This is a genomic window from Pseudomonas sp. KBN12P06040 (assembly GCF_037574965.1).
GTDB lineage: Bacteria > Pseudomonadota > Gammaproteobacteria > Pseudomonadales > Pseudomonadaceae > Pseudomonas > Pseudomonas aeruginosa.
Window position 1 is genome coordinate 2,410,868 of sequence record NZ_JBBELS010000001.1, and the last position, 26,159, is coordinate 2,437,026.

General features: G+C 65.8%; 31 protein-coding genes and 3 tRNA genes. 14 read left to right on the forward strand and 20 right to left on the reverse strand.

What is annotated here, in order from left to right; all coding sequences use genetic code 11:
• Positions 1-38: 38 nt before the first annotated feature.
• Both VQ067_RS11410 and VQ067_RS11415 read right to left on the reverse strand, forming a co-directional pair.
• Complete coding sequence (locus VQ067_RS11410; protein WP_003115276.1) at positions 39-491, reverse strand: hypothetical protein; 453 nt, start codon at positions 489-491, stop codon at positions 39-41.
• 50 nt (positions 492-541) lie between these two features.
• The gene (locus VQ067_RS11415) at positions 542-1,753 is read right to left on the reverse strand and encodes a pyridoxal phosphate-dependent aminotransferase (protein WP_003090913.1); all 1,212 of its coding nucleotides are present in this window, start codon (positions 1,751-1,753) and stop codon (positions 542-544) included.
• Positions 1,754-1,937: 184 nt separating this feature from the next.
• Here VQ067_RS11415 and msrB point away from each other — a divergent pair, with 184 nt between their 5' ends.
• The 3 genes from msrB to ospR all read left to right on the forward strand — a co-directional run bounded on the left by msrB (position 1,938) and on the right by ospR (position 3,421).
• On the forward strand, positions 1,938-2,336 hold the full coding sequence (msrB, locus tag VQ067_RS11420) for a peptide-methionine (R)-S-oxide reductase MsrB (RefSeq protein ID WP_003090911.1): 399 nt from the start codon (positions 1,938-1,940) through the stop codon (positions 2,334-2,336).
• A gap of 111 nt (positions 2,337-2,447) precedes the next feature.
• Complete coding sequence (locus VQ067_RS11425) at positions 2,448-2,933, forward strand: glutathione peroxidase (RefSeq protein ID WP_003090910.1); 486 nt, start codon at positions 2,448-2,450, stop codon at positions 2,931-2,933.
• Positions 2,930-3,421 (forward strand): hydroperoxide stress response transcriptional regulator OspR, encoded by a 492-nt coding sequence (gene ospR, locus VQ067_RS11430; RefSeq protein WP_003090908.1) that lies wholly within the window; start codon positions 2,930-2,932, stop codon positions 3,419-3,421. Before VQ067_RS11425 ends, ospR begins: the two co-directional genes overlap by 4 nt.
• 18 nt (positions 3,422-3,439) lie before the next feature.
• Here ospR and sagS read toward each other — a convergent pair whose 3' ends face one another.
• Entirely contained in the window at positions 3,440-5,800 is a 2,361-nt protein-coding gene (gene sagS / locus VQ067_RS11435) for a two-component system sensor histidine kinase/response regulator SagS (protein ID WP_003130830.1), read from the reverse strand.
• Between the two features lie 82 nt (positions 5,801-5,882).
• Here sagS and VQ067_RS11440 point away from each other — a divergent pair, with 82 nt between their 5' ends.
• Positions 5,883-6,773 carry an ATP-binding protein gene (locus VQ067_RS11440; RefSeq protein WP_003090906.1) on the forward strand — a complete coding sequence of 297 codons (891 nt, stop codon included), beginning with the start codon at positions 5,883-5,885 and terminating at the stop codon, positions 6,771-6,773.
• Entirely contained in the window at positions 6,770-7,252 is a 483-nt protein-coding gene (locus VQ067_RS11445; RefSeq protein WP_003090905.1) for a GAF domain-containing protein, read from the forward strand. The genes VQ067_RS11440 and VQ067_RS11445 overlap by 4 nt, the downstream gene beginning before the upstream one ends.
• Before the next feature lie 9 nt (positions 7,253-7,261).
• Here VQ067_RS11445 and VQ067_RS11450 read toward each other — a convergent pair whose 3' ends face one another.
• Positions 7,262-7,924, reverse strand: a complete 663-nt coding sequence (locus VQ067_RS11450; protein ID WP_033991724.1) for a glutathione S-transferase family protein — start codon at positions 7,922-7,924, stop codon at positions 7,262-7,264.
• A 61-nt stretch (positions 7,925-7,985) separates the two neighbouring features.
• Positions 7,986-8,759, reverse strand: a complete 774-nt coding sequence (locus tag VQ067_RS11455; RefSeq protein ID WP_003090903.1) for a hypothetical protein — start codon at positions 8,757-8,759, stop codon at positions 7,986-7,988.
• Between the two features lie 217 nt (positions 8,760-8,976).
• Here VQ067_RS11455 and VQ067_RS11460 point away from each other — a divergent pair.
• The 3 genes from VQ067_RS11460 (at position 8,977) to VQ067_RS11470 (ending at position 9,290) form a co-directional block, all read left to right on the forward strand.
• Positions 8,977-9,052: transfer RNA gene (locus VQ067_RS11460), tRNA-Glu, on the forward strand.
• A 2-nt stretch (positions 9,053-9,054) separates the two neighbouring features.
• Positions 9,055-9,130: transfer RNA gene (locus tag VQ067_RS11465), tRNA-Gly, on the forward strand.
• A gap of 84 nt (positions 9,131-9,214) precedes the next feature.
• Positions 9,215-9,290 (forward strand) — tRNA-Gly (locus VQ067_RS11470).
• A gap of 209 nt (positions 9,291-9,499) precedes the next feature.
• Here the strand turns inward: VQ067_RS11470 and VQ067_RS11475 are convergent.
• The 13 genes from VQ067_RS11475 to VQ067_RS11535 all read right to left on the reverse strand — a co-directional run bounded on the left by VQ067_RS11475 (position 9,500) and on the right by VQ067_RS11535 (position 19,661).
• On the reverse strand, positions 9,500-9,820 hold the full coding sequence (locus VQ067_RS11475; RefSeq protein ID WP_003108983.1) for a RebB family R body protein: 321 nt from the start codon (positions 9,818-9,820) through the stop codon (positions 9,500-9,502).
• Positions 9,821-9,882: 62 nt separating this feature from the next.
• Complete coding sequence (locus VQ067_RS11480; RefSeq protein ID WP_003108980.1) at positions 9,883-10,203, reverse strand: RebB family R body protein; 321 nt, start codon at positions 10,201-10,203, stop codon at positions 9,883-9,885.
• 150 nt (positions 10,204-10,353) lie between these two features.
• Entirely contained in the window at positions 10,354-10,899 is a 546-nt protein-coding gene (locus VQ067_RS11485) for a hypothetical protein (RefSeq protein ID WP_003090901.1), read from the reverse strand.
• 53 nt (positions 10,900-10,952) lie between these two features.
• Entirely contained in the window at positions 10,953-11,192 is a 240-nt protein-coding gene (locus VQ067_RS11490; RefSeq protein WP_003116567.1) for a hypothetical protein, read from the reverse strand.
• A gap of 23 nt (positions 11,193-11,215) precedes the next feature.
• Complete coding sequence (locus VQ067_RS11495; protein ID WP_021264258.1) at positions 11,216-11,410, reverse strand: hypothetical protein; 195 nt, start codon at positions 11,408-11,410, stop codon at positions 11,216-11,218.
• 10 nt (positions 11,411-11,420) lie between these two features.
• A complete protein-coding gene (locus VQ067_RS11500; RefSeq protein WP_033991722.1) occupies positions 11,421-13,562 on the reverse strand; it encodes a hypothetical protein in 2,142 nt (713 codons plus the stop codon).
• Between the two features lie 50 nt (positions 13,563-13,612).
• Positions 13,613-14,245, reverse strand: coding sequence for a hypothetical protein (locus VQ067_RS11505; RefSeq protein ID WP_003108962.1), 633 nt, complete (start codon positions 14,243-14,245; stop codon positions 13,613-13,615).
• 30 nt (positions 14,246-14,275) lie between these two features.
• Positions 14,276-14,518, reverse strand: a complete 243-nt coding sequence (locus VQ067_RS11510) for a RebB family R body protein (protein WP_003090893.1) — start codon at positions 14,516-14,518, stop codon at positions 14,276-14,278.
• Positions 14,519-14,586: 68 nt separating this feature from the next.
• Entirely contained in the window at positions 14,587-15,180 is a 594-nt protein-coding gene (locus tag VQ067_RS11515) for an RNA polymerase sigma factor (protein WP_003090892.1), read from the reverse strand.
• 65 nt (positions 15,181-15,245) lie between these two features.
• The gene (locus VQ067_RS11520; RefSeq protein WP_003108957.1) at positions 15,246-15,971 is read right to left on the reverse strand and encodes a Crp/Fnr family transcriptional regulator; all 726 of its coding nucleotides are present in this window, start codon (positions 15,969-15,971) and stop codon (positions 15,246-15,248) included.
• A 264-nt stretch (positions 15,972-16,235) separates the two neighbouring features.
• Positions 16,236-16,646: a PA2817 family protein gene (locus VQ067_RS11525; RefSeq protein ID WP_003090890.1), complete on the reverse strand. Its 411-nt coding sequence runs from the start codon at positions 16,644-16,646 to the stop codon at positions 16,236-16,238.
• Positions 16,647-16,704: 58 nt separating this feature from the next.
• The gene (locus VQ067_RS11530) at positions 16,705-17,085 is read right to left on the reverse strand and encodes a PA2816 family glutamine-rich protein (protein WP_003119883.1); all 381 of its coding nucleotides are present in this window, start codon (positions 17,083-17,085) and stop codon (positions 16,705-16,707) included.
• 128 nt (positions 17,086-17,213) lie between these two features.
• Positions 17,214-19,661: an acyl-CoA dehydrogenase gene (locus tag VQ067_RS11535; protein WP_003108955.1), complete on the reverse strand. Its 2,448-nt coding sequence runs from the start codon at positions 19,659-19,661 to the stop codon at positions 17,214-17,216.
• Between the two features lie 152 nt (positions 19,662-19,813).
• Here VQ067_RS11535 and VQ067_RS11540 point away from each other — a divergent pair, with 152 nt between their 5' ends.
• From VQ067_RS11540 to VQ067_RS11555, 4 genes are all read left to right on the forward strand, one after another.
• Positions 19,814-20,485 (forward strand): transglutaminase-like domain-containing protein, encoded by a 672-nt coding sequence (locus VQ067_RS11540; protein ID WP_003119884.1) that lies wholly within the window; start codon positions 19,814-19,816, stop codon positions 20,483-20,485.
• Positions 20,486-20,599: 114 nt separating this feature from the next.
• Positions 20,600-21,220, forward strand: a complete 621-nt coding sequence (locus VQ067_RS11545) for a glutathione S-transferase family protein (RefSeq protein WP_003108953.1) — start codon at positions 20,600-20,602, stop codon at positions 21,218-21,220.
• A gap of 75 nt (positions 21,221-21,295) precedes the next feature.
• On the forward strand, positions 21,296-22,228 hold the full coding sequence (locus tag VQ067_RS11550; protein ID WP_003090885.1) for an ABC transporter ATP-binding protein: 933 nt from the start codon (positions 21,296-21,298) through the stop codon (positions 22,226-22,228).
• Positions 22,225-23,004: an ABC transporter permease gene (locus tag VQ067_RS11555; RefSeq protein ID WP_003090884.1), complete on the forward strand. Its 780-nt coding sequence runs from the start codon at positions 22,225-22,227 to the stop codon at positions 23,002-23,004. The genes VQ067_RS11550 and VQ067_RS11555 overlap by 4 nt, the downstream gene beginning before the upstream one ends.
• Before the next feature lie 49 nt (positions 23,005-23,053).
• On the opposite strand, the gene VQ067_RS11560 is transcribed toward VQ067_RS11555, so the two are convergent.
• Together VQ067_RS11560 and VQ067_RS11565 are read right to left on the reverse strand one after the other, a co-directional pair.
• Positions 23,054-24,385 (reverse strand): sensor histidine kinase, encoded by a 1,332-nt coding sequence (locus VQ067_RS11560; protein WP_033991720.1) that lies wholly within the window; start codon positions 24,383-24,385, stop codon positions 23,054-23,056.
• Positions 24,382-25,062: a heavy metal response regulator transcription factor gene (locus VQ067_RS11565; protein ID WP_003098784.1), complete on the reverse strand. Its 681-nt coding sequence runs from the start codon at positions 25,060-25,062 to the stop codon at positions 24,382-24,384. The genes VQ067_RS11560 and VQ067_RS11565 overlap by 4 nt, the downstream gene beginning before the upstream one ends.
• A gap of 125 nt (positions 25,063-25,187) precedes the next feature.
• Here VQ067_RS11565 and ptrA point away from each other — a divergent pair, with 125 nt between their 5' ends.
• Both ptrA and copI read left to right on the forward strand, forming a co-directional pair.
• Positions 25,188-25,379 (forward strand): T3SS anti-activator PtrA, encoded by a 192-nt coding sequence (gene ptrA / locus VQ067_RS11570; protein ID WP_003090881.1) that lies wholly within the window; start codon positions 25,188-25,190, stop codon positions 25,377-25,379.
• Between the two features lie 171 nt (positions 25,380-25,550).
• Complete coding sequence (gene copI, locus VQ067_RS11575) at positions 25,551-26,159, forward strand: copper-resistant cuproprotein CopI (protein WP_022580256.1); 609 nt, start codon at positions 25,551-25,553, stop codon at positions 26,157-26,159.

Here is a 26,159-nt window from a genome sequence, read left to right on the forward strand (position 1 = left end):
TAAGGGGCGGTCCATGGCGATTCAATCGAGGGACTATTTCAAACTGTGTCGCCTTGCGCGCCCAGGTTGCCCTCGAACAGCAGGCGGGTCAGCCCGGCCAGGCGTTCGCCGTCGCCCTGCGCCAGCGCCTGGCGCAACTGGTTGGCCAGGCTGGCCTGTTCGCGGCGGACGCTGGCCGGCGCCTCGGCCAGCGCCGCCGCGGCCCGGGGGACGATACGGGTAAGTCTTAGGAAGGCCTTTTCGCTGAGCACCGCCTGGTCGAGAGCCTCGTAATGAATGGTGTTGGCGAAGCGCAGGTAGCCTTCCTCGGCGAGCCAGAGCAACGCGCCCAGACAACTTTGGTGACGTTTGCTCGGCAGGCCGAACTCGTCCGGCGCCTCGCGGCCGATCAGGTCTTCGACGTAGAGCGCGGTCTTGCGCGGAAACGCCTGGTAGAGAAGCAGGAGGCCGCCAGCGGCGTCCTTGTGGAAGTCGTCGATCTGCAGGTCCATGGATGGGTCGCCGGGTAGGGCGGCGCCAGCGGCGCCGCGGGAGCGGGGGGTTACTGCTGGTAGCCCTTGAGGAAGCTGCCGATGCGCAGGATCGCCTGCTCCAGGTCATCGACGCGGGGCAGGGTGACCACCCGGAAGTGGTCGGGCCACGGCCAGTTGAAGGCGGTGCCCTGGACGATCAGCAGTTTTTCCGAGAGCAGCAGGTCGAGGACGAACTTCTCGTCGTTGTGGATCGGGCAGACCTTCGGGTCGATCCGCGGGAAGGCGTACAGCGCGCCCATCGGCTTCACGCAGCTGACGCCGGGGATGTCGTTGAGCAGTTCCCAGGCGCGGTTGCGCTGCTCCAGCAGGCGCCCCGGCGGCAGGACCAGATCGTTGATGCTCTGGTAGCCGCCCAGGGCGGTCTGGATCGCGTGCTGCGCCGGGACGTTGGCGCACAGGCGCATGTTGGCGAGGATGTCGAGACCTTCGATATAGCTCTGTGCCCGCTGCTTGGGTCCGGAGATCGCCACCCAGCCGGAGCGGAAGCCGGCCACCCGGTAGGATTTGGACAGGCCGTTGAAGGTCAGGCAGAGCACGTCCGGCGCCAGCGAGGCGGTGGAGACGTGGACGGCGCCGTCGTAGAGGATCTTGTCGTAGATCTCGTCGGAGAACAGCACCAGGTTGTGCTGGCGGGCCAGTTCGACCATGCCTTCCAGCACTTCCCTGGAATACACCGCGCCGGTGGGGTTGTTCGGGTTGATGATCACCATCGCCCTGGTGTTCGGCGTGATCTTCGCCTTGATGTCTTCGAGGTCCGGCCACCAGTTGGCCTGCTCGTCGCACAGGTAGTGCACCGGCTTGCCGCCGGCGAGGCTGACCGCGGCGGTCCATAGCGGGTAGTCGGGAGCGGGGATCAGCACCTCGTCGCCGTTGTTCAGCAGCGCCTGCATGGACATCACGATCAGTTCCGACACGCCGTTGCCGAGGTAGATGTCCTCGATGCCGACGCCCTCCACCTGCTTCTGCTGGTAATACTGCATCACTGCCTTGCGCGCGCTGAACAGACCCTTGGAGTCGCTGTAGCCCTGGGCGGTCGGCAGGTTGCGGATGACGTCCTGGAGGATTTCCTCGGGAGCTTCGAAACCGAACGGCGCCGGGTTGCCGATATTCAGCTTGAGGATGCGGTGACCCTCTTCCTCTAGGCGTTTGGCGTGCTTGAGCACCGGCCCGCGAATGTCATAGCAGACGTTGGCGAGCTTGTTCGATTTGCTGACCTGCATGATGTGTCGAGTCCCGAAGTGAGCGAACACCGTGGAACAGGCTGCGAAAAGCCCGCTGGATCGCGGCTTGGCAGGCTGTAACGCGGATGACAGACTGGCGTCTATAAGGAGCACGCATGATACGTGCGGCCCGTCCCCCGGAAAAGGGAGCGCCGGGCATTTTTCAGATCGCGAGGTAGAGCCGATGAGCAAGATCGACAAACCCCTGGACTCCTGGCGCGAGGAGTTGACCGAAGAGCAGTTCCACATCTGTCGCCTGGGCGGTACCGAACGCGCCTTCAGTGGCGAATACCACGCCACCAAGACCCCCGGGATCTATCATTGCACCTGCTGCGGCACGGCGTTGTTCGACTCCGACGCCAAGTACGACTCCGGCAGCGGTTGGCCGAGCTATTTCCAGCCGGTGGACGCCGAGGCGGTCCGCGAACTGGACGACTTCAGCCACGGCATGCACCGCATCGAAGTCCGCTGCGGCCGCTGCGATGCCCACCTGGGGCACGTCTTCCCGGATGGCCCCCGGCCCACCGGGTTGCGTTACTGCATCAACTCGGCCTCGCTGAAGCTGGTGCCGCGGGAGAGCTAGAGAGCGACGACCCGTCTTTGGTTCGGGTCGTTTTTCATTCAATCAAGTTGTGTGCAATTGAATTGCGAGCTACTTTGTTTCGAGACCCACCCTCAACAAGGAAGACAAGCCATGAGCGATTCGCTGCTGAGCATTCCCTGCACCACCATCAAGGGCGAACAGAAGACCCTGGCCGATTTCGGCGGCAAGGCGTTGCTGGTGGTGAACACCGCCAGCAAATGTGGCTTCACCCCGCAGTACCAGGGGCTGGAGGCCTTGTGGGAAAAATACCGTGAGCGCGGACTGGTGGTGCTCGGCTTCCCCTGCAACCAGTTCGGCAAGCAGGAACCGGGCGACGAGGGCGAGATTTCGCAGTTCTGCGAACTGAACTACGGGGTGAGCTTCCCGCTGTTCAGGAAGATCGAGGTCAACGGCGCCGGCGCCCACCCGTTGTTCGTCAGCCTGAAGAAGCGCGCGCCGGGCCTGCTCGGCAGCCAGGGCATCAAGTGGAACTTCACCAAGTTCCTGATCGGCCGCGATGGCCAGGTGGTGAAGCGCTACGCGCCGACCACCAAGCCGGAGGAGCTGAGCTCGGCGATCGAGGCGCTGCTTGAATGAGCACCCGGGGAAAAGTCGCCAGGCCGGATGGCGTCGAAGAATCGCTGCTGCTCGACAACCAGCTGTGTTTCAAGCTGTACGCCGCCTCGCGCGCAGTGATTCGCGGCTATCGGCCGCTGCTCGAACAGATCGGCCTGACCTATCCGCAGTACCTGGTCATGCTGGTGCTCTGGGAGTGGCATGCGAGCCCGCCGGAGCAGCCGACGGTGAAGGCCCTGGGCGACCGCCTGCTGCTCGACTCGGGAACCCTGACGCCCTTGCTCAAGCGCCTCGAACAGCTCGGCCTGGTGGATCGCCGTCGCGCCAGCCACGATGAGCGGGAGGTGCACCTGGCGCTGACGGTGCCAGGGATCACCTTGCGCGAACGGGTCATTCCGCTGCGCCAGCAACTGATCTGCAGCACCGGTTTCGACCTCAACGAGATGTTCGACCTGCACCAGCGCCTGGGCGGGTTGCTGTCGCGTTTTCGCCTGGTGGTGGGAGGCTAGCCGTCGTCGCGAGACCGGCTAGTCGCCCGCGGTGAGCGGGCACCAGCGGTCGAGGATGGCCTTCAGTTCGTCGCGGTGGAAGGGCTTGGCCAGGTAGTCGTCCATGCCGGCGGCACGACAACGTTCGCGCTCGTCCGGCAGGGCGTTGGCGGTCAGCGCGATGATCGGCAGGCCGCCCCAGCGTCCGCTGTCGCGGATCTGCCGGGTCGCTTCGTAGCCGTCCATCACCGGCATGTTGCAGTCCATCAGGACCAGGTCGATGGGATGCTCCTCCAGCATCTTCAGGGCATTCAGCCCGTGCTCGGCGATCCATACCTGGCAGCCGAGCTTGTGCAGCAGGCCCTTGGCGACCAACTGGTTGACCGGGTTGTCCTCCACCAGCAGGACCCGGGTGTTGCGCTGTTCTCCCGCGGTGTCCGAGGCGCTCGACGGGGCTATGGCGGTGTGTTCGAGCACGTGTTTCAGGGCCTGGTACAACTGGTTGCGACTCAGCGGCCTGGCCAGTTGGCGCAACGGCGACAGGCGGCGGGCCAGCTCCGGTTCGAGGAAACTGCCGTAGGCGGTGACCAGCAGGATCGGCGTACCGATGCTCGGACGCAGTCCCATCAGGCAGTCCGGGCAATCCGATATCAGTACGTCGAGCGAGTGGCCGAGCAGGCTGTCGTCGGTCTCCAGACGCTTGTACTCCAGGCCCCAGCGCGGCAGCCAGGTTTGCAGCAGCTGCGCCAGCCCGCTGTTGGCCGAGCATTGCGCGATCACCCGGCCGCGCAGCGGCAGCGCCTGTAGCGGAGGGCTGACCGGTGCCAGCGGCAGGCCGACGCTGAACAGGCTGCCCAGGCCGACCGTCGACTCCACCGTCAGTTCGCCCTGCATGGCCTCGCACAGCTTGCGCGTGAGGGCCAGGCCGAGGCCGGTGCCGCCGTATTGGCGGGTGATACCCGCGTCGGCCTGGGTGAACGGTTGGAAGATGCGATCCAGCGCCTCCTGGGCGATGCCGATGCCGGTGTCGCGCACACTGATGCGCACACCCTCGGCGGTGGCTTCCACGCGAACGTCGACCCGCCCCAGGCGGGTGAACTTCAGCGCGTTGGACAGCAGGTTGCTGACGACCTGGCGAATCCGCGTCGGGTCGCCGGAAACCTGGGCGGGCAGGGCGGGGTCGACCAGGCAGGTCAACTCCACGCCGGCCGCGGCGTTCTGCGAGAGGAGGCTGGCGGTGTCTTCCACCAGGACGCCCAGGTCGAACGGGATCTGTTCCAGGACCAGTTGCCCGGCCTCGAACTTGGAGAGGTCGAGCACGTCGTTGAGCAATTCCACCAGCACCTTGCCGGAGTCGTGGGCGATCGACAGTTGCTGGCGCTGTTCCGGGGTGAGCGGGCCGTCGAGGCTCAGCGAGAGCATGCCGAGCAGGCCGTTCAGCGGCGTGCGGATCTCGTGGCTCATGTTGGCCAGGAAGCTGGCGCGGGCCTGGGCCATGTCGAGAGCGGTCTGGCGGGCTTCTTCGAGTTCCTGGTTGGACAGCGTCAGGCGCGCGTTGGCGGCCTTCAGCTCGGCGGTACGGGCGGCGACGATGCTTTCCAGCTCCTCCAGGTACTGGGTCAGGCGGTTCTCCGCCTCCCGGCGCTGTTCGATCTCTACCGAGATGCGCCCGAGCTGGCGGTTGATGACTTCCACCAGCACGCCGATCTCGTCGCGTTCGTGGCCCTTGGGGCAGGGCAGGCGCATACGTGCCGGCGAGCGTGGATCGTGTCCGCTGAGGGCCTGGATCAGGCTGACCAGGGGCTTGGTCAGCAGGGTGTAGAAGAGCACCAGCAGGATCAGCGACAGCAGCAGGCTGCGCACGAAGCCGGAGAGCAGGGTGATGCCGGCGCGACGGAGGAAGTCGTTGCCGAACACGAAGGTGTCGATTTCCAGCTGCAGTACGCCGAGGGCCTCGCCCGGCGCATGGTCGACATGCAACGGGTCCTCGTAGACCCGCTTGTGGCCGAAGAGGAAGTCGCTGAGCGGCCGCAGGCGGCTTTCGGCGGGTTCGCGCGAGGCGCTGGCCAGCGGCAGGCCGGAGGTGTCGATGATTTCCGCGCGGACTACGGCGGGCGAACGCAGCAGGCCGAGGACCAGCTCCTGGGCCAGCTCCGCATCGATGTTGTAGGCGATTCGCGCGGCGGGGTTGTGGCTGACGTCCAGCAGCGCGCGCACTTCGCGATTGATGGATGCGTCCTGGCTGGCATAATCGACGCCAACCTGAATCAGGCTGAGCAGGGTTCCCAGGATAAAGGCCACCAGCACGGTGAGGCTGGCCTGTTTGAACGACAGGCGATGGGTCAGCGCTATATCCATGGGGGCGGGGATCAGCCTTGGCGAGGTTCTGCCGCCTAGCATAGCCCATCCCGACCGTCTGTCGGGGTTCCTGGGCGCAACCGATGATCGATCCGTGACGTCAGTCCGATCCGAGGAGAACAGAGTGGATTCCCGATTGAGCGATTTTCTTGCCCGCGCCGAAAGCGTGCTCGCGCGCCTGGAGCCGCTGCTGCCGGCCGTACGCGAAGCCGTCGACTGGGAGCGCAGCCTGGCGGCGCGCTGGCACCGCGACGGCCGCAGTGGCTACCTGCAGCCGCTGGAGGTCAGCCTCGACCTGCGCCTGGCCGACCTGCTGGGCGTAGAGCGGCAGCGCGAGCAACTGGAACGCAACACCCGCCAGTTCGTCGCCGGCCAGCCGGCCAACCACGCGTTGCTCTGGGGGGCCCGCGGGACCGGCAAGTCCTCTCTGGTTCGTGCGCTGCTGGCCGAGCTGGCCGGCGCCGGGCTGCGCCTGATCGAGATCGAGCGCGACCACCTGGCCGACCTGCCGCGCGTGGTCGAGCAACTGCAAGGCCTGCCGCAGCGCTTCGTGCTGTTCTGCGACGACCTCTCGTTCGATGCCGGGGAAGGCGACTACCGGGTACTCAAGAGCGTGCTCGACGGCTCGCTGGAGCAGGCGCCGGACAATGTGCTGCTCTACGCCACCTCCAACCGCCGGCACCTGGTTTCGGAGAAGCAGAGCGACAACGAGAACTGGAAGATGGTGGACGGCGAGCTGCACCCCAACGAAGCGGTGGAGGACAAGATCGCCTTGTCCGACCGTTTCGGCCTGTGGCTGTCGTTCTATCCCTTCACCCAGGAGCATTTCCTCAGCGTGGTTCGCCACTGGGTGGACGTGCTCGCGGAGAAGGCCGGGCTGGCCTGGAGCTGGAGCGAGGAACTGGAGAAGGAAGCGATCCGCTGGGCGCTTGGCCGCGGCAATCGCAACGGCCGTTGCGCCTATCAGTTCTCCCGCTACTGGGTGGGCAAGCAACTGCTGGAGCGCCAGGCATGATCGATCTGCAGCAATCTGGCGCCGGGCTGGCCGGCTACGCCCTGCTGGCGGCGCAGGCCGAGGCGCTATTCGCCGACGAGCGTGATTTCATCGCCAACGCCGCGCAGTTCTCCGCCTTTCTCTTCCATGAGCTGGGCGACCTGAACTGGGCCGGCTTTTATCTGAACCGCAACGAGGAACTGGTCCTGGGGCCGTTCCAGGGCAAGGTCGCCTGCGTCCGCATTCCCTTCTCCAAGGGCGTCTGCGGCGCCGCGGCGCGTACCCGGCTGACCCAGCGGGTCGACGACGTCCACGCGTTTCCCGGCCACATCGCCTGCGATAGCGCTTCCAGCAGCGAACTGGTGGTGCCTCTGCTCAAGGACGGCCGCCTGGTCGCTGTGCTCGATCTGGACAGCCCGAGCGTGGGACGCTTCAGCGCCGAGGACCAGGCCGGGATCGAAGGCCTGGTGGAGATATTCCTGCGCCTGACGGACTGCTGAGCGACGCGTTCAGGCTTTCGCTGCGAGCTTGTCGAGGGTCCGTCGCTCCCCCGGCAGCAGCGCTTGCATCGCCGGGCGTTCGAGCATCCGCGCGAAATGCGCGGCGAGGGCCGGCCAGCGTTGCTCGTCCAGGTTTTCGCCGGCGTGACGCAGGTTGACCAACTGGCTGGCGATCGCCAGGTCGGCGAGGGTCAGCCGCTCGCCGATGAAGAAGGCCCGGCCGTCGAGATGGTTTTCCAGGTAATCGAAGTGCGCTGGCAGCTTTTCCTCCAGCGCGCGACGCACGTCGTTCTCCTCGCAGGCCTGGCCCATCGCCGGCTTGAGTATCCGGTTGCGGAAGATCGTCAGCGTGGCCAGGGGAGCGATCTCGTAGTCGGCGTATTTTTCCAGCCAGCGCACCGCTGCGCGGCCGGCGGGGGCGTCGCCCTGGAGATTCGGCGGTTCGGGATAGCGTTCTTCCAGGTACTGGCAGATCACGCTGGAGTCGGCGAGGGCCAGGTCGCCGTCGCGCAACGCCGGGATGCGGCCCAGCGGGCTGATCTCGCGATACCAGGCCGGCTGGCCGAACGGGGCGATCGCTTCCAACTGGTAGTCGAGGCCCTTTTCGGCCAGGAGCAGGCGGACCTTGCGGACGAACGGAGACAGCGGGGCTCCGTAGAGTGTCAGGCTCATAACGATTTCCTCGGTCGATATGAGCCTGGGTTATAGCACGGCTGCCGTGGGCAGGCCGGAATCAGTCGTAGACGTTCTTCTTCTTCCACAGGTCGTCTGCATCGAGGGCCTTCAATCCCTCGTTGAGTTCGCTGGGCTCCTCGCTCGCCGGCTGGCTGTTGTTCAGCACCATCGCGTTGGCGCGGGCCAGCTGCGCTTCCATCTGCTGCAGCTCCGCCTGGTAGCGCGCCAGCTCGGGCTGCTTGCGCAGGTACTGGGCGCCGCGCTCGAAGGCCAGGCGCGCCTGGCGCGGTTCGTTCTGCTGCAGGGCCTGCTGGCCGAGATTGCCGAAGAACTCGATATGCAGGCGCACCAGGAGGTGGCGAATCTCCTTGACCCAGATCTGCGCCTCGCTGCGCGGCAGGTGGCCGTCCTGGGTGAAACGGGTGAGCTGGGCATGCAGGGCTTCGAAGAGGAAGCGGACTTCCTTGGCCTTGTCCTCGGTCAGGATCGCCTGGGGCGGATTGCGCACCGGGATCGACTCGCCCTTGGCGACCAGCGCGCGCAACTCTTCTATACGAGCCTTGAGCCCGGCATCGGCTTTCTTCTCCAGTGCCAGTTGCTGTTCGCTGAGGCTGAGCTCGATCTGGCTCATCAACAGCTTCAGCGACGGGCTGACGAACTGGCCGGGAAGGCTCTCGGAAATCTGCGCGCAGCGCCGGACCCGGTCGTTGAGTTCGGCTTTCAGGCGCGCTTTCTCCAGCTTGCTGTTTTCCACCACGTGGTTGATATAGCCAATGGCGATTAGGAGGGCGATCCCGCCGATGATGAGGGCGGTAATGAGGAGTGGCGACACCTTGGGACTCCGCTGTAAGAATTTTCTCAGTCTAATGTCTTGGTGCTACCACTGATAGCAGCAGCTCATTATTTGCACAGAAGTCTTTGATTTAAAAAAATTTTCTCAGAAGGGTTGACGCCTCCCCGGACGCTCCATAAAATGCGCGCCACTTCCAGCGTGAAGCCAAGCGCGAAACACTGGAAGCCGGAAATATCTGTTGTAAGTTCCGGGCCGCGTCCCCTTCGTCTAGTGGCCTAGGACACCGCCCTTTCACGGCGGTAACAGGGGTTCGAGTCCCCTAGGGGACGCCATTGCGGGAATAGCTCAGTTGGTAGAGCACGACCTTGCCAAGGTCGGGGTCGCGAGTTCGAGTCTCGTTTCCCGCTCCAAATTCTACAGCCTGGCTTCGGCGGGGTTGGTGAAAGTTAGGCGTCAAAGGTTCGGTTTCGGCCGAACGGGCAACAAGTTGTAACGCGGGAATAGCTCAGTTGGTAGAGCACGACCTTGCCAAGGTCGGGGTCGCGAGTTCGAGTCTCGTTTCCCGCTCCAAACATGATCCAGGTTTAGGCCTGGGTCGAAGAGAAAAGGGCCTTCGGGCCCTTTTTTCGTTTCTGCGATCCGCACCGCCCTGGTGCTTTTCCCGATTCCCCCCATGTTCCCCTCGGCAGGCCGCTGTCCCGCCGCATCTGCTCGCTCGATCGTCGAGACGAAAAAGGCCACTCGTGGAGTGGCCTTCTCTGGTGTAGCGACGGTGGCGATCAGGGTAGCGCTTTGAGCACTGTCAGCAGGCTGGTGAGGTTGTCGGCCACGCCCAACTGGCCGATCTTCTCGGTGGCGCCGCCGGCGGCGCTGGTATCCAGACTGTAGATCTGCATCACGCCCATGTTGGAAGCGGCCAGGGCCAGGGCGTTCTGCTGTTGCTGGGCAGCTACCGAATTCTCGAACAGGATGCCGGTGGAGTGGGCCATGGTCTGGAAGATCGAGCCCAGCGCCATGGCCGGGGCTTCACCGATCACCTTGACGTTGGACTGGGTGACGGCATCGGTGATCTGGTTGTTTACTGCGGTCGGGAAGCTCATGGTGATTCTCCTGAATCATTGCGAAGGATGTACGGCGATTGCTTGGACCCGGCGGGTCAGGCTCAGGTGAAGGATTTCAGTACGGTCAGCAGGCTGGTGAGGTTGTCGGCCACGCCCAACTGGCCGACTTTCTCGGTGGCTCCGGCATCGGCGGCGGTGTCGAGGCTGTAGATCTGCATCACGCCCATGTTGGAGGCGGCCAGGGCCAGGGCGTTCTGCTGTTGCTGGGCGCTCACCGCGTTCTCGAAGAGAATCCCGGTGGAGTGGGCCATGGTCTGGTAGATGGTGCCCAGCGCCATGGCTGGCGCCTCACCGACGACCTTGACGTTGGACTGGGTGACGGCATCGGTGATCTGGTCGTTGACTGCGGTCGGAAAACTCATGATGTGACTCCCTGTGAGTGAACGGCACGGCTCATGTCGTGCTGTCTTGATGAACGCTCCAGCCAGGGAGTTGTGAATCCGTCGGCGCCAGGCCTGGCGGGCGGCGAAAATGCAAGCGCCCCGCGAGGCGGGGCGCTTGTCGGTGCGGTCTCATGCGGCGGGCGGGTCGGGCTTGTCCGGCGGCGGTGCGGACGTGTTGTGGTTGCTCTGGTTGAAGATGGCGATAGCGTTCTCCAGTTGCTGCTTGAGCGAGCCGAAGTTCTGCTCGAAGCACAGGCGTACCTCGCTCTTCACTAGGTTGGCCAGGCGGTCGGCAATCTGCGACATCACCAACTGGTTGGCGCTTGCCTGGCCGCTCTGCAGGTGGCCGGGACGCAGTTCGGCCAGGCTGCCGGCGGCATTGACCGCCTCGAGAATCGCCTGCTCGCCGCTGTCCTGGGCGCGGAGGGCCTGGGTCGAGGCCTGCTGGACGTTCTGCAGGATCTGGCGGATGGAGCCTTCGGAACGCTGCCGGCCGTTCTCGATCACCTGTTCGGCCTGCTGTCGCGCGTGCACGGCCGGATCGCTGCTGGCGTCGTTGCCGAGGCCGAGCTGGAACTGTCTCAACTGCTCGTGTTCTTCGCTGGTGAGGGGGCGTTTCAGCCAGCGTTGCGCCAGCTGGACCAGATTCCTTCCCAATTCTTCCGAGATCGACATGCGCGGACTCCTCTGCGATGGACGCGCGGTGCGCGGGGTGTCGTGGCGAGGCTTCAGTACTGCTGCGTGCCGTCCGCCGAGGGGGCCTGCGCGCTGCCGCCGGTATCGCCGGGGTAGGCGGCGGCAGCGGCCTGCAGGGTGCTGTAGGCGGTGCTCAACTGCACCGCCAACTGTCCGAGGCTGGCCGGGTCGTCCACGCTGTCTCCCTGGGACAGGGCCTGGAGCCAGCCTTGCAGGCATTCGGTGAGGAGTGCCTTGACCTGGGTGACGAGGGTTTCGAGTTCTTCCTTCATGACGCTTCTCCTGGGGTGGGTGCTCATCCGAGCAGTTTCAGCACGGCCAAGAGCTTGGCCGCATCGCTGTCCGATATTTCCAGCAGGCGCTTTCCGCTCGCCGGCCTGCTGGGGTGCGGTTGGTCCCGTGCCTCCTCGCTGGCGTCCGGCGAACGCTGCGCCGGGCGGTCCGCGGCGGCGAGCGCGCGGCGTCTGATGTAGCGTGCGTAGGCGCTCATCGGTCGCTCCTCAACTGCTGCGGGTGGAGATGCGCACGACCGAGGCGGGGGCGGCGAACCCTTCGAAGCGCTGCAGCTCTCGGTCCCGATGGGGCGCGCCGGCCAGGTCGACGGCGCCGATGGTTTCCTCCCAGTAGGCGCTGCCCAGTTGCACCAGCAGGCGTTGGGCATTCTCCAGCGAAGCGACCGGTACCCGGCCGTGGCGGTCCGCGGCGGCATAGTTGAGCAGGAGCGCCATGCGGATCGCTTCGTCCTGTACGTTGGAGTGCTCGACACCCTGGCCGTCGGCGCCCAGCAGATAGGAGCGCCAGTTGAGGACCTGGGCGAAGAGGCGCCGGTAGGCTTCGAACTGGAAGTAGCGATCCTCCTCGGAGCGGTAGAGCGCGCACTGACTTGCGAAGAACTGTTCCAGCGCGGGTTTCGCCCAGCCGGGTGTACCCGGGAGGTGTTCGCCCAGTTCGTCGAAGCCGCTCTGGCTTTCCGCCAGGGCATGGACGTACTGCATCTGTTGTGGGTCCAGGCGCTGTTCGCCCTGGTAGGCGATGGCCAGACTGAGTTCCTTGAGCTGGTCGGTGCCGACGTATCCATCGAGATGGCGCAGGCCACGGTTCAGGCGGTATTCCTGCAGCGAGTCGAAGAGGCCGGAGGCGCCGGTAATGAAATTGCTTCCCAGGTTGGTGTCGAAGCACAGCTCGGGGAACTTGCTGGCCAGATAGTTGCGGTAGTAGTAGGCATGGCCGATGCGCAGGCTGAACAGATCGCTCTCCAGCAGGCGGCGGTAGTAGCTGTTGCCGTCGGCGTCGCGGCTGGCCAGCGCCTGGCAGAGGTTCACGACGTTGGTGCGGGCGTAATAGGCGACCAGGGCCTGGGTAGTCCCGCTGGTGATGTCGAAGCGGCGTAGCCGCAGGCCGGAGGCGGTCAGGCTGTTGCCGAAAAACAGTTCGTCGAAAAGGCCGGCGAGGGCGCTGGGCGCCTTGTCACGGTCCTGCAGGTTCTCCCGTTCGCGTAGCCGCGCCTTGCCCTGGCGGATGGTGTTGCCATAGCACTTCCAGGCATAGGCGGAGAGCGCTGCGTAGAAATCGTCCAGCGCGTTGGCGTTGCGCAGGAAGTAACCGCACAGCGACCGGTTGTCGTCGGACACCCCGGTCCCCTCTCCACAATGGATGTGCAGGACCACCTTGCGGGTTTCCGGCTTGCCGTCCAGGTAGCGGCGAAACACCGCGGCCTGTCCGAGGAGGAAGTCGAAGAACTGTCGGTACAGGCCGGTAGCGGTCTCCATGCCGAGCAGGTCGATGCCGACCAGCCGGGCCTGCGGTGGCTGCCCCTGCTGTATTTCGAAATGACGGAGGATCCTGTGCAGCTCGGCATCGAAGGCGGCTTCGCTGGCATAGCCATGCGCGGTGTGGGCGAGCAGGCGGTAGGCGGTCTTCTCGGAGGCGTTGAATTGTTCGAACAGGGAATCGAGGACGGCCACCTCGTCTTCCCCCGTCGCCGTCTGGGTATGGCTGATTCCTTCGTGGAGGAGGAACCCCAGCGTCAGGCAGGCGAATTCGCCCGGATGGCGATCGCGGATGGCGCCGCGGGCCCAGTAGGCGTCGTCGAACGGCGTGTACTTGTTGCCGCTCCAGATCTTGCGGTTGAAGTAGCGGACGAACTGGTCCGTCTCGCTGTCGCGAACCGCGCTCGCACCGAGCAGTTCTAGGGTGCCGAGGTAGATCGCCGGTTGGTCGATGGCCGCTGGCGGCGAGGTCCGGCCAAAACGTTGCGCCAGGATGAGGCAGGCGAGATAGATGTTCTCCGCCGCGCATTCGCCGCGCAGGTAGCCCTGACGGTCGGTCGCGGCGAACGGATTGCGCCTGACCATCCGCTGCAGAGCCAGTTCGAACAGCTCATAGTGCGCGGCCTGGCGAGCCTCCTCCAGCGCCTTGCCGTCGACCTCCGGGGCGACGCCGCGGGCACTCATCAGCAGCCCGATCAGGGAAAGCTCCTGGCCTTTCTCCAGGCTCACTTGCCGCTCGCCGACGCGGAAGACCCGGCGGTCGCGCGTCCAGCGGCTGTTGCTTTCCACCGGCAGGATGCCGGCGAAGTGACTATGGAAGTCGAAGGGATAGCGATGGAACCTGACCGGTTCTTCCAGCTTGAAATAGGCCATGACGGCTCTCCTGTGCCAGGGCCGGACGCCGCCGGCCCCGCCGGTGGTGGCTACGATTGGGTGTCCTTGCCGCCGCGACTGGCGAGGGTCTCGCTGTACTTGGCGATGCTCTGGTCGATCTTGTCGATGGCGAAGCTGGCCGATTCCGCCTCGATCGCCCCGGCCGCCGCGGCTACCGCGGCGGCGGCGCCCATCAGCAGGTCGGTGGCGAGGGCGCCGAGCGCGTCCTCGGCAGCCTGGGCCAGCTTGTTTTCGGCGATGTTCTGGGTCATCTGCCGGAGCAGGATCGCCTGGCTGGCCAGGGCGATCTTGCTGACTCCGTCGAAGTAGCTGGCGGCGGATTGCGCCACCAGCCCGGAGGCCTGGCTGATCATCATGTTCGGCGCGATGGCGATCTGCGACGGCGCATAGCCGGCGGTTTCGCTGTTGCTCATCTGCACCGCCTGCACGACTTGACTGTTCAGGGCGCTGGTGTCCGGCGGCGGCGCCTCGGTCTGCTTGAGCAGGCGCTCGCTCATGCCGGCCAGCGGCGAAGGGCGCGACGGCAGCTTCACGTCGCCGTTGGCGGACGCCCTGCCGCCGCTGGCTGGCGTCTGCCGGCCGGCCTCGCCGGGGGCGGCGGCTTGCTCGCTGTCGCCGGATGGCGCGGGCGCGGGCGCGGATTTCTTGCCGAAGCCGAACATGTCTGGGCACTCCTGGGATCAAGGGGCGGGTCAGATACCTTTCTTGTCTTCTATCGCCATGATCATCGACACCGCCTTGGAAACCACCGCGGTGGAGATCTGGTTCAGGGCCTGCTGGCTGTAGACTGCGTTCTGCAGGGACAGGCCGGCGGAATGGCTGGCGATCTGGTAGAGCGCGGCGATGGCCTGGGCCGGGGCTTCGGCGACCACCTTGACGTTGGTCTGGGTGACGGCATCGGTGATCTGGGCATTCACAGCCGTGGGGTCAGCCATGGGACTCTCCTTGAATGGGCAGGTGCTCGTCGGGCAGGGGGCCGGTCGCACGGGCCTCGACTCGCTTGTCAGGAATGAACGCGGCTGCGTCTGTCTTGTGAAACGTCGCCGGCGAAAAAGTCGGCGCTCAGCCGCGAGCGCAGCAACTGCACGCGCTTGCGCACCAGCGGCGGGGCTATGCCGAGCTGGCTGGCGATGTCGGCATAGGGCAGTTCCTCGATGAAGCGCAGTTCGAAGAGCTGCTGCTGTTGGCGCGACAGCGAGGCCAGGGCCTTGTCCACCTGGTCGAGACGTTCCAGCTGCTCCAGGCGTTCCAGCGGCGAGCCGACGGCGGCGAAGCGCTCCAACTGGCCATCGTGCAGGTCGATGCCGCGGTCGATGAGGCGGTCCTCGCGGATCTGGTGGCGCGCGCTGTCCAGGTAGACGTGTTCCAGGACCAGGAACAGGAAGCCCTGGGGGTCGCGTACCCGCTCCGGTGACTGGCGCAGGAACAGCAGCGCCTTGACCGCGGTGCTCGACAGCCATTCTTCGGCCCGATGGCTGTTGCCGCGCGCAAGGCGTTGTGCGCGTTTGCGCAGGCCAGCCTGCGCGGCACGCCAGCTTTCCTCGAACAGGCGATCGGAACCGGTTTCGTTGCCGCCTGGCTGATTCGGACGATCCATAACCGCTACCTCCCTGGTTGCTCGTGTCGGCGAGCAGTCTGTGAGGCGGGCGGTGGGCGAGGCTGTTACCTGGGTGACAGGGGCGCGGCTGGTAGTTCGGCCTTGCGTCGCAGGCGACCGAGGTCGTTGATCAGGATCCGGTCGTTGCGGCAGCTGATCAGCCCTTCGCGTTTCCATATTTGCAGTTGCGCGTTGAGCTTCGGCCGGCTGGCGTTGAGCATCGCTGCTAGGATGCTCTGGTTGGTCGGTAGCGTCGCGCAGGCTCCCTCGGGTTGTTCGCTCGCCAGGCTGGCCAGGAGATGGCGCGCCAGGCGCGACTCCAGGCGATGCAGGCAGACCCTCTCGACGAAACCGGAGGCTTCGCGCAGGCGCGAACAGAGGAGGGCCAGCGCGCGGTTGAGGAATTCCGTGTCGGCGATCAACGGGGCGAAGTGACGTCGGTGGAGGATCAGCACCGACGCCGCGCCGGAGGCGTAGGCGGAGGTCTCGCGGCGGTTCGGCTGGATCAGCGCGGTTTCCCCGATCACTTCGCCAGGACGGATGTCATTGACGATCAGCTCCCGCCCGTCCGGCCCGTAGAGCACGGTATAGAGGTGTCCGCCGAGGACCAGGCCGATGAAGTCTTCAGGGTCGTGCTTGAGGAACAGGACGTCCTTGTCGCGCAACCGGCGCTCCGACGCATGGGTCGCCACGTGCCGCAGCAGATCGGGCAGCCCGTGCAGCAGCGGGCACCGTTGCAGCAGGGTGTAGTGGCGTGAACAGCGGTCTTCCGTTGACTCGTTCGAGTGCATGCCTGCGCCTTCGCCAGATTGATCGGCAGCTCCGGCGAGGTACGACATGCTCGCTGCAGAGCAATCAGTGGGGACGTGTGCGGCGAAGGGGTGTGAAGCTCCGGCTACCCGGCAGAACTGCTAGGTACGGACTCGGCGCGCTCCGGCAATCGGGCGGGCGGTCCGTTTTTTATTCGGAAAGGGTAGCGAGGTTTGGGCTGGCGGGAGGCGGCCCCGAGCGCACGGATGGCGGTCGGGGCGGGACGGCCGGTGGCCGTTACGGGCTCAGTGCCGCGGGCTGTCCTCGGGCAGCGCGAGCAACTGCTTTTCGCGGTTCCAGTCGAACGTTTCGCCGCGCTCTTCGGCTTCGTAGCGGCGCTCGTCGAGGCGCTGGAACAGGTCGATCTCTTCGTCCGGCATGAAGTGCAGGCAATCGCCGCCGAAGAACCACAGCAGGTCGCGCGGTACCAGGTGGGCGATCTGCGGATAGCGGTGGAAGACCTGGGAAATCAGGTCCTGGCCGAGGTATTGGGCGCCTTCCGGGTCGCGCGGCAGTTCGTCCATCAGTTCGTCGAAACGCTCGAGGAACAGCCCGTGGTTTTCTTCCGGCACCTGCTCGGCCTCGCCCAGGGCGCCGAGGATGTTGCGCAGGTGCTGGAGCAGGGCGAGGTGGTGCTCGAGGTAGGAGTTGGCCATGACGGGTCCTCTGGAAAAAAGCTGGGCAGTATAAAGGGTTTCGCGGCGCCGGCCAGTTTCAGCGGATCGCCGGGGACTGGCTCTGGCGCCGGCGGTTTTCCAGTTGCCGGCGTTCGCTATCGAGGCGCCGCTGGTCCTGCTCCAGGCGCCAGCGCTGCTGGTCCAGTTGCTGCTGGCGGATCAGGTTGTCCTGCATCTGTCGCTGCTGCCGTTGCCGCTGCAAATTCTGCTGCTGGCGTTGCAGTTGATCCTGCTGCAATTGCAGGCGTTGTTCGTCGAAGCGCTGGCGCTGTTCCTGGAGCTGGCGTTGGCGCTGTTCGCCGGCGCGCTGCACCGCCTGCTGGTGCGGCTGCACGCCATAGGGCGCAGGCGGTGCGGCCTGCGCCGGGGGCAGGAGGAGAAACGAGGCTGCCAGGCCGGTGGCAAGTAGCTTGAGCATGATGGCCTCCCGTACGTCAGGGATGTGCCCGTCGATTCTAGCCAATCGCCCGGGTTTGGGTGGGTGAAGACGACAAAGGCGCCGGAAGGCGCCTTTGTCGGTTGCGACCGTCGCTTTGCCGCGGAGTGTCAGCGGATCCTGCCGTCGGCCAGTTGCAGTTCCTCCTTGGCGAAGTCGTCGACGTCGATCACCTTGCGCCGTGCCGCTTCGGCCTGGTGCAGGGCTTGCGCCTGCTCGGCGCTCAGCACGCCGGCGGCGGCGCCGGCATCGATCGGGTTCTGCCCCGCTTGCGGCTGGACCCTGCCTTCCTTGATCGCCTTGTGCAGGGTTTTCTCCAGCGCGGCGCTTTCGCGTACCGCGTCGAAGGCGTGGGCGAGGGCACCGACCGGGTCCTGCGGGTCCTTCGGCAGGAACGCGCCAGCGAGGATCGCCTGCAACGCCGGGTCGTCGTCCGGACGGCCGAGGATTTCCGCGATCTCGGCGTCCAGTTCGTCGCCCGGCCCTTTGTGCCGGCGGCCGAACGGCAGTACCAGGACCTTCAGCGCGCAGCCGAAGAAGCGGCTGGGGAAGTTGTTCAGCAGGTCCTCCAGCGCCGCCTCGGCCTTGCCGAGGTTTTCCTCCATGGCCCAGCGCAGCAGCGGATGCAGGTAGTCCGGGTTGCCCAGGTCGTGGTAGCGCTTGAGCGCCGCCGAGCCCAGGTAGAGATAGCTGAGGACATCGCCGAGACGCGCGGAGAGGCGTTCCTTGCGCTTCAGTTCGCCGCCCAGCAGCATCATGCTGAAGTCGGCGAGCAGGGCGAAGGACGCCGCCAGGCGGTTCAGCGCGCGGAAGTAGGGACGGCTGATGCGGTCGCCGGGCGCGTTGCCGAGGTGGCCGCAGCTGAGACTGAGGAGGAAGCTGCTGGCGGCGTTGCCGACGGCGAAGCCGATGTGCTTCACCAGCAGCGCGTCGAACTCGCGGGCGGCCTGGTCCTTGTCCTCGCGCTGGGCCAGTTCCATTTCCTTGAGTACGTACGGATGGCAACGGATCGCGCCCTGGCCGAAGATCATCAGGTTGCGCGAGAGGATGTTCGCGCCTTCCACCGTGATGAAGATCGGCGCGCCCTGCCAGGAACGACCCAGGTAGTTGTTCGGGCCCATGATGATGCCCTTGCCGCCATGGATGTCCATGGCATGGGCGATGCACTCGCGGCCGCGCTCGGTGAGGTGGTACTTGAGGATCGCCGAAAGCACCGAGGGCTTCTCGCCGAGGTCCACCGCGTTGGCGGTGAGGATTCGCGCGCTGTCCATTAGCCAGGCGTTGCCGCCGATGCGGGCGAGCGCCTCCTGGATGCCTTCGAAGGCGGCGATCGGCACGTTGAACTGCTCGCGGACCTGAGCGTAGCGACCGCTGACGTAGCTGCTGGCCTTGCCAGCGCTGGTGCCCACCGCCGGCAGCGAGATGGAGCGTCCGACCGATAGGCAGTTCATCAGCATCATCCAGCCTTTGCCGATCATTTCCTGCCCGCCGATGATGTACTCCAGCGGCACGAACACGTCCTTGCCGGAGTTCGGACCGTTCATGAAGGCGGCGCCCAGCGGCACGTGGCGGCGGCCGATCTCGACCCCGGGGGTGTCGGTGGGAATCAGCGCCAGGGTGATGCCCAGGTCCTCCTCGTCGCCCAGCAGATGGTCCGGGTCGTGGCACTTGAAGGCCAGGCCGAGGAGGGTGGCCACCGGGCCGAGGGTGATGTAGCGCTTTTCCCAGGTCAGGCGCAGGCCGAGCACCTCGCGACCTTCCCATTCGCCCTTGCAGACGATGCCGACGTCGGTCATGCCGCCGGCATCGGAGCCCGCGTAGGGGCCGGTGAGGGCGAAGCAGGGGATGTCGTCGCCCTTGGCCAGGCTCGGCAGGTAGCGCTGGCGCTGCTCGTCGGTGCCGTAGTGGAGCAGCAGCTCGGCCGGGCCGAGGGAGTTCGGCACCATCACCGTCGAGGCCAGGTCGCCGCTACGGGTGGCGAGCTTCATCACCACCTGTGAGTGGGCGAAGGCGGAGAAGCCCTTGCCGCCGTACTCCTTGGGAATGATCAGGCCGAAGAAGCCGTGCTGCTTGATGAAGGCCCAGGCTTCTTCCGGCAGGTCCATGCGCTGGCCGATGTCCCAGTCGCTGACCATGGCGCAGAGTTCTTCGGTCGGGCCGTCGACGAAGGCCTGCTCTTCTTCGGTGAGTTGCGCCTTGGGGTAGTCGAGCAGTTTCTGCCAGTCCGGGCGGCCGCTGAACAATTCGCCATCCCACCACACGGTGCCCGCCTCGATGGCCTCGCGCTCGGTGTCGGACATCGGCGGCAGGACTTTCTGGAACCAGGCGAACAGCGGACCGCTGAGCACGCGCCGGCGCAGGTCGGGCAGGGCGAGGGGAAGCGCCACCGCCAGCCAGAGCAGCCAGAAGACCAGCAGCAGCCAGCCGGGCGCGTGGCTGAACACGCCCATCAGGATCAGGTAGGCGGCGCTGATGCCGAGCGCGGGAGCGGGTGGGGTACGCCGATGGGCGAGGTAAGCGACACCGAGTACCAGTACGACTAACCAGAGCAACAACATGCGGAATCCTCCATGAAGACGCCAGGCGGCGTCTCGAGCTTAGCCCGTTTGCCGCCGTTTGGCGGCAGGGCCGGTCAGCTTGGCCGGTTTGTCACGTTATAGGCGAAAACTTCCCGTTTAGACTGGGACAAATTGCCCGCCGGGAGCCCGCCATGCAGTCCTACCTACAATCCGGCCGCTTCGTGGATAGTGACCACCCCGTGGTGGTGGAGTTCGCGGAAAAATCCCGGGGGAACTCGGCGAAACCGCGTGACCAGGCAGTCGCGCTGTACTACGCGGTACGCGACGGGGTGCGCTACAACCCCTACGTGTTCAGCCGCGATCCGCAGACCCTGAAGGCCAGCCACGCCCTGCAGCAGGGCGAGTCCTATTGCGTGCCCAAGGCCATCCTGCTCGCCGCCTGCGCCCGGCATTGCCGGATTCCGGCGCGGATCGGCCTGGCCGACGTGCGCAACCACCTGGCCACGCCGCGCCTGCTGGAAGCGCTGCGCAGCGAGGTGTTCGCCATGCACGGCTATACCGAGCTGTACCTCGAGGGCCGCTGGGTGAAGGCCACCCCGGCGTTCAACCGTGCCTTGTGCCGCGCCTTCGACGTCGCTCCGCTGGAGTTCGACGGCGTCGCCGACAGCGTCTTCCATCCGTTCAACCGCCAGGGCGAGCGCTACATGGAATACCTGGCCGATCACGGCCAGTTCGCCGACCTGCCGGAGGAACTGTTCTTCTCTCACCTGCAGCAGCACTATCCGCACCTGTTCTCCGGCCGCCCGCTGGCCCTGGGCGGCGATTTCCAGGCCGAGGCCGGACAAGATGAAGGGCGTCGATAGTCACCATCAGCCGGCGCGTCTTCCTTCTTCGGTCCATCCTCGGTAGGGTGCGGCATGTCGTCCGGGCGCTCCGGCGACCCATCCGCCGCATCAACCGAAGAGGGAACGCAGAGTATGTTGACCATCTGGGGCCGGAAGAACTCGAGCAATGTGCGCAAGGCGCTGTGGTGCGCCGAGGAGGCTGGCCTGGAGTACCGGACGGTGGATGCCGGCGGGGCGTTCGGCCTGGTGGATGAGCCGGCGTTCCGCGCGATGAACCCGAACGGTCGGGTGCCGGTGATCGAGGACGACGGCTTCGTCCTCTGGGAGTCCAACGCCATCGTCCGCTACCTGGCCGCCCGCTATGCGCCGGGCGACCTCTATCCGCAGGACCCGGTGCGCCGCGCCGACGCCGACAAGTGGATGGACTGGACCACCTCGACTCTCGCCGGGCCGTTCCGCGACCTGTTCTGGGGAACGCTGCGTACGCCGCCGGAGCAACGCGACGAGGCCCTGATCGCAAAGGCGCTGCAGACCTGCGGCGAGTTGCTGCGGGTGCCGGACCAGACCCTGGCCGGCCAACCCTGGCTGTCCGGCGAACGCTTCGGCATGGGTGACATTCCCCTGGGCTGTTTCATCTACGCCTGGTTCGAGATGCCCATCGAGCGCCCGCCGCTGCCCCACCTCGAGGCCTGGTACCTGCGCTTGCGCGAGCGCCCGGCGTTCCGCACCGCGGTAATGACCGAACTGACCTGAGCCGGCTACTGTTGCATTTTGTTACCCGTAGCCTTATCTAGCTCTTCCTCTTCACCTTCCGACACGGGAAGCCTAATGAGTTCCGCCCTGTCCATCCGTCAATTGACGAAAACCTACGGCAACGGTTTCCAGGCCCTCAAGGGCATCGACCTGGACGTCGCCGAAGGTGATTTCTTCGCCTTGCTCGGCCCCAACGGCGCGGGCAAGTCCACCACCATCGGGATTCTCTCGACCCTGGTGAACAAGACCAGCGGTTCGGTCTCGGTGTTCGGCCACGACCTCGACAAGGACCCGGCCGGCCTCAAGCGTTGCCTTGGCGTGGTGCCGCAGGAGTTCAACTTCAACCAGTTCGAGAAGGTCTTCGACATCGTCGTGACCCAGGCCGGCTACTACGGCATCCCGGCGAAGATCGCCAAGGAGCGCGCCGAGCGCTACCTGACCCAACTGGGCCTGTGGGACAAGCGCAACGAAGCCTCGCGGATGCTCTCCGGCGGCATGAAGCGGCGCCTGATGATCGCCCGCGCACTGGTCCACCAGCCGCGCCTGCTGATCCTCGACGAGCCCACCGCCGGGGTCGACATCGAGCTGCGTCGTTCGATGTGGAGCTTCCTCACAGAACTCAACCAGGAAGGCATCAGCATCATCCTCACCACCCACTACCTGGAAGAGGCGGAGCAGCTCTGCCGCAACATCGCCATCATCGACCACGGCGAGATCGTGCAGAACACCAGCATGCGCGACCTGCTGATGACCCTGCATTCGGAAACCTTCCTGCTCGACCTGAAGAACGTCCAGGCCCTGCCGCCGACTCTCGACGGCTACCCGACGCGGCTGGTGGACGATCACACCCTCGAAGTGCAGGTGGAGAAAAGCCAGGGCATCAACGATCTGTTCGCCCAGTTGGGCGCACAAGGCATCGAGGTACTGAGCCTGCGCAACAAGACCAATCGCCTGGAGGAGCTGTTCGTGTCGCTGGTGGAGAAGAACCTGACGAGGATCGCCCGATGAGCAGCGAGCTGAGCGCCAACCTGGTCGCCCTGAACACCATCGTCTACCGCGAGGTGCGCCGCTTCACCCGGATCTGGCCGCAGACCCTGCTGCCGCCGGCGATCACCATGGTCCTGTACTTCGTGATCTTCGGCAATTTGATCGGCCGCCAGATCGGCGATATGGGCGGCTTCACCTACATGGAATACATCGTGCCCGGCCTGATCATGATGTCGGTGATCACCAACGCCTACGGCAACGTGGTGTCGAGCTTCTTCGGCAGCAAGTTCCAGCGCTCGGTGGAGGAGCTGCTGGTGTCGCCGGTATCGCCGCACACCATCCTCCTCGGCTACACCATCGGCGGTGTGCTGCGCGGCCTGGCGGTGGGGGTGATCGTGACCATGCTGTCGCTGTTCTTCACCAAGCTGCAGGTGCACCACCTAGGCATCACGGTGCTGGTGGTGGTGCTTACCGCGACCATTTTCTCCCTGGGCGGTTTCATCAACGCGGTGTTCGCGCGCAACTTCGACGACATCTCGATCATCCCGACCTTCGTGCTGACGCCGCTGACCTACCTGGGCGGGGTGTTCTACTCGATCAACCTGCTGCCGCCGTTCTGGCAGACGGTGTCGCTGGCCAACCCGATCCTGCACATGGTCAACGCCTTCCGCTACGGCATCCTCGGCGTCTCCGACATTCGCATCGGCGTGGCCATCGGCTTCATGCTGCTGGCCACCGCGGTGCTCTATCTCGGCTGCGTAAGGCTGCTGGTGAGCGGGCGCGGCATGCGCCAATGAAACGCTCGAAGGCATGAAACAGAAGCCCCCGTCATGGGGGCTTCGCGTTTCATCGGCGCGGGCGAGCGAAATCGATGACGAAACGGGTCCAGCCGTCGGCAGACTCGCAGCGGATCTCGCCGCCGTGGGCCTGGACGATGGAGCGGCAGATCGCCAGGCCGAGCCCGGCGTGTTCACCCTGGCCTTCGCGGCGCGCCGGATCGGCACGATAGAACCGGTCGAACAGGCGCGGCAAGCGCTCGGGAGGAATCGCCGGACCCTGGTTCTCCACGCTCAGGCGTCGGTCGCCGAGACGGATACGTATCTCGCCGCCATCGGCGGTGAAGCGCAGGGCGTTGTCCAGCAGGTTGGCCAGCACCCGCCGCAGCATGCCGCGGTCGCCGGGCAGGCTCAGGCTGCCTTCGCGCAGCAGGCGGATGTCGCGGTCTTCCGCCAGCGGCTGGTAGAACTCCAGCAGCGAGTCGACTTCCGCGCCCAGGTCCAGGGCCTGGCGGCTGGGCGCCAGCAGGCCGTGGTCGGCCTTGGCCAGCAACAGCATGTCGTTGACCATCGCGGTGAGCCGTTCCAGCTCCTCGAGGTTGCCGTGCAGGGCCTCGCGATAATCCTCCAGCGAGCGTGGGCGGGACAATACCACCTGGGTCTGGGTCAGCAGACTGGTGAGCGGGGTGCGCAACTCGTGGGCGATGTCGGCGGAGAACGCCGAGAGGCGCTGGAAGGCTTCTTCCAGGCGCGCCAGCATGGCGTTCAGCTCGCCGGCCAGTCCGCGCAGCTCCTCTGGCATCCGGCTGGCGTCGAGGCGGGTGGTGAGGGAGTTGGCGGAAACCCGCGCGGCGACTTCGCGCATCCGTCGCAGCGGCGCCAGGCTGGCGCCGGTGGCCCAGGCGCCGAGCAGCGCCGTGGCCAGCGCCGACAGGCTCATGGTCAGCCAGATCAACTGGCGCATGCGTTGCAGGAAGTGCTGGTGATGACTGATGTCGAGGATCACGGTAAGTCGCGGCGAAGCGTCGTTGCCGGGCTCCAGCGGGGCGCCGAGTTCGCGGTTGGCGGGCAGGCCGGGATGCGCAGGCTGCGGCAGGCGCTCGAACCAGAGGTTGCCATCCGGGCCGTTCAGGCGCAGGCCGAGGTCGGGGTGGCGTGCCAGTTCGCGCAGCAGTTCCGCTTCGCGGCGGCGCATCTGCTGTTCCGAGCCGAGGCCGCGCAGTTCGTCGCGAAACACCGCGAGCTTGGCGGACATCGCCAGGTGGTCGAGTTCGACGAAATGCTCGTCGATGGCCCTGCTGAAGATCAACCCGGCGATCAGCGAGACCGCCGCCGTGCAGGCGGCGAACAGCAGGCTCAGGCGGACGCCGAGGGACATCCGCGAGCCGAACCCGGCGCTCATTCGTCGCGCTCTTCGAGAACGTAGCCCATGCCGCGCACGGTATGGATCAGGCGCTGCGGGTAGTCGTCGTCGACCTTGGCGCGCAGGCGGCGAATGGCCACCTCGATGACGTTGGTATCGCTGTCGAAGTTCATGTCCCAGACCTGCGAGGCGATCAGCGACTTGGGCAGCACCTCGCCGCTGCGCCGCAGCAGCAGTTCGAGCAGGGCGAACTCCTTGGCGGTGAGGTCGATCCGCTTGCCCTGGCGTTGCACCCGGCGGCGCAGCAAATCGAGTTCGAGGTCGGCCAGTTGCAGGGTGGTCTCCTGCAACTGCTGGCTGCCCCGGCGCAGCAGGGTGCGCACCCGGGCGAGCAGTTCGACGAAGGCGAACGGCTTCACCAGGTAATCGTCGGCGCCTTGTTCGAGGCCGCGCACGCGGTCCTCTACGGCATCGCGGGCGGTCAGGAACAGCACCGGTACGGTCATCCCGGCGTCGCGCACGCTGCGCAGGATCTGCCAGCCGTCACGGCCGGGCAGCATGACGTCGAGGATCAGCAGGTCGTAGTCGCCGCCCAGGGCCAGTTGCTCGCCCTCGTTGCCATCGTCGCTCAGGTCGACGGCGAAGCCTGCCTCGGCGAGCCCCTGGCGCAGGTACTGGCCGATGCGCGGTTCGTCTTCGACGATCAGCAGTTTCATGTTCATCCCTCGTTACATTTGCCGGCCATGCCGACCTGTTTCTGACAGCATCGTAATCAGTGGGTAACGGGGGCGACAGTGGCCCCCGCGCAGACTACAGGGGAACTCATTCGAGGAGACTTCCCATGCGTACCTTCACTGCCTCCACCCTCGCTTTCCTGCTGGTCCTCGCCCCGACCGTTCCGGCCATGGCCGACAGCGGCGGCGACATCGTCTTCGAGCGCATGCAGGCCCAGGCCGCCAAGGCTCGTGCCGCGCACCAGGAAAAACTGGCGAAGCAGGCCGAAGCGACGAAGAAGGACAAGGAAAACTGCTGATCGCCAGTTCTTCCACCCCCGGCTCCACACGGGATGACGGAGGGCTCCGATCCCGTCTTCACCCGCCACCGGTTCCCTGGTTTCCGGTCGGCGGGTTTTTTATGCCCGTCGGTGGCGCTGGGCGATCTTAGCCTTCGCGGTCCGCAACGGCGGCAAGCTGACAAAGATGTAATGCTCCCGACAGCCAGCCGGCAGGCGCAGCGACACAGGATAGGCGACATCAACCCGATGGAGATTCCCCGTATGTTTCCGCGCCGCCTGCTTCCCGCTTCCCTGATCGTCCTCGGCGTGCTTTTCGGTGCCAGCGCCCAGGCTTCACCGGCCCACGGCCAGGCCTTCGGCAAGCCGGCCCAGGCCGCGCAGGCCAGCCGCAGCATCGAGGTGGTGCTCGGCGACATGTACTTCAAGCCGCGGGCGATCGAGGTCAAGGCCGGCGAGACGGTCCGCTTCGTGCTGAAGAACGAAGGCAAGCTGTTGCACGAGTTCAACCTGGGCGACGCGGCGATGCATGCCGAGCACCAGAAAGAGATGCTGGAGATGCAGCAGTCCGGGATGCTCACCCCGACCGGCATGGCGTCGATGGACCATAGCCAGATGGGTCACGGCATGGACCATGGCCGGATGATGAAGCACGACGACCCCAACAGCGTACTGGTCGAGCCGGGCAAGAGCGCCGAGCTGACCTGGACCTTCGCCAAGGCCACCCGGCTGGAGTTCGCCTGTAACATCCCCGGCCACTACCAGGCCGGGATGGTCGGTCAACTGACCGTGCAGCCCTGA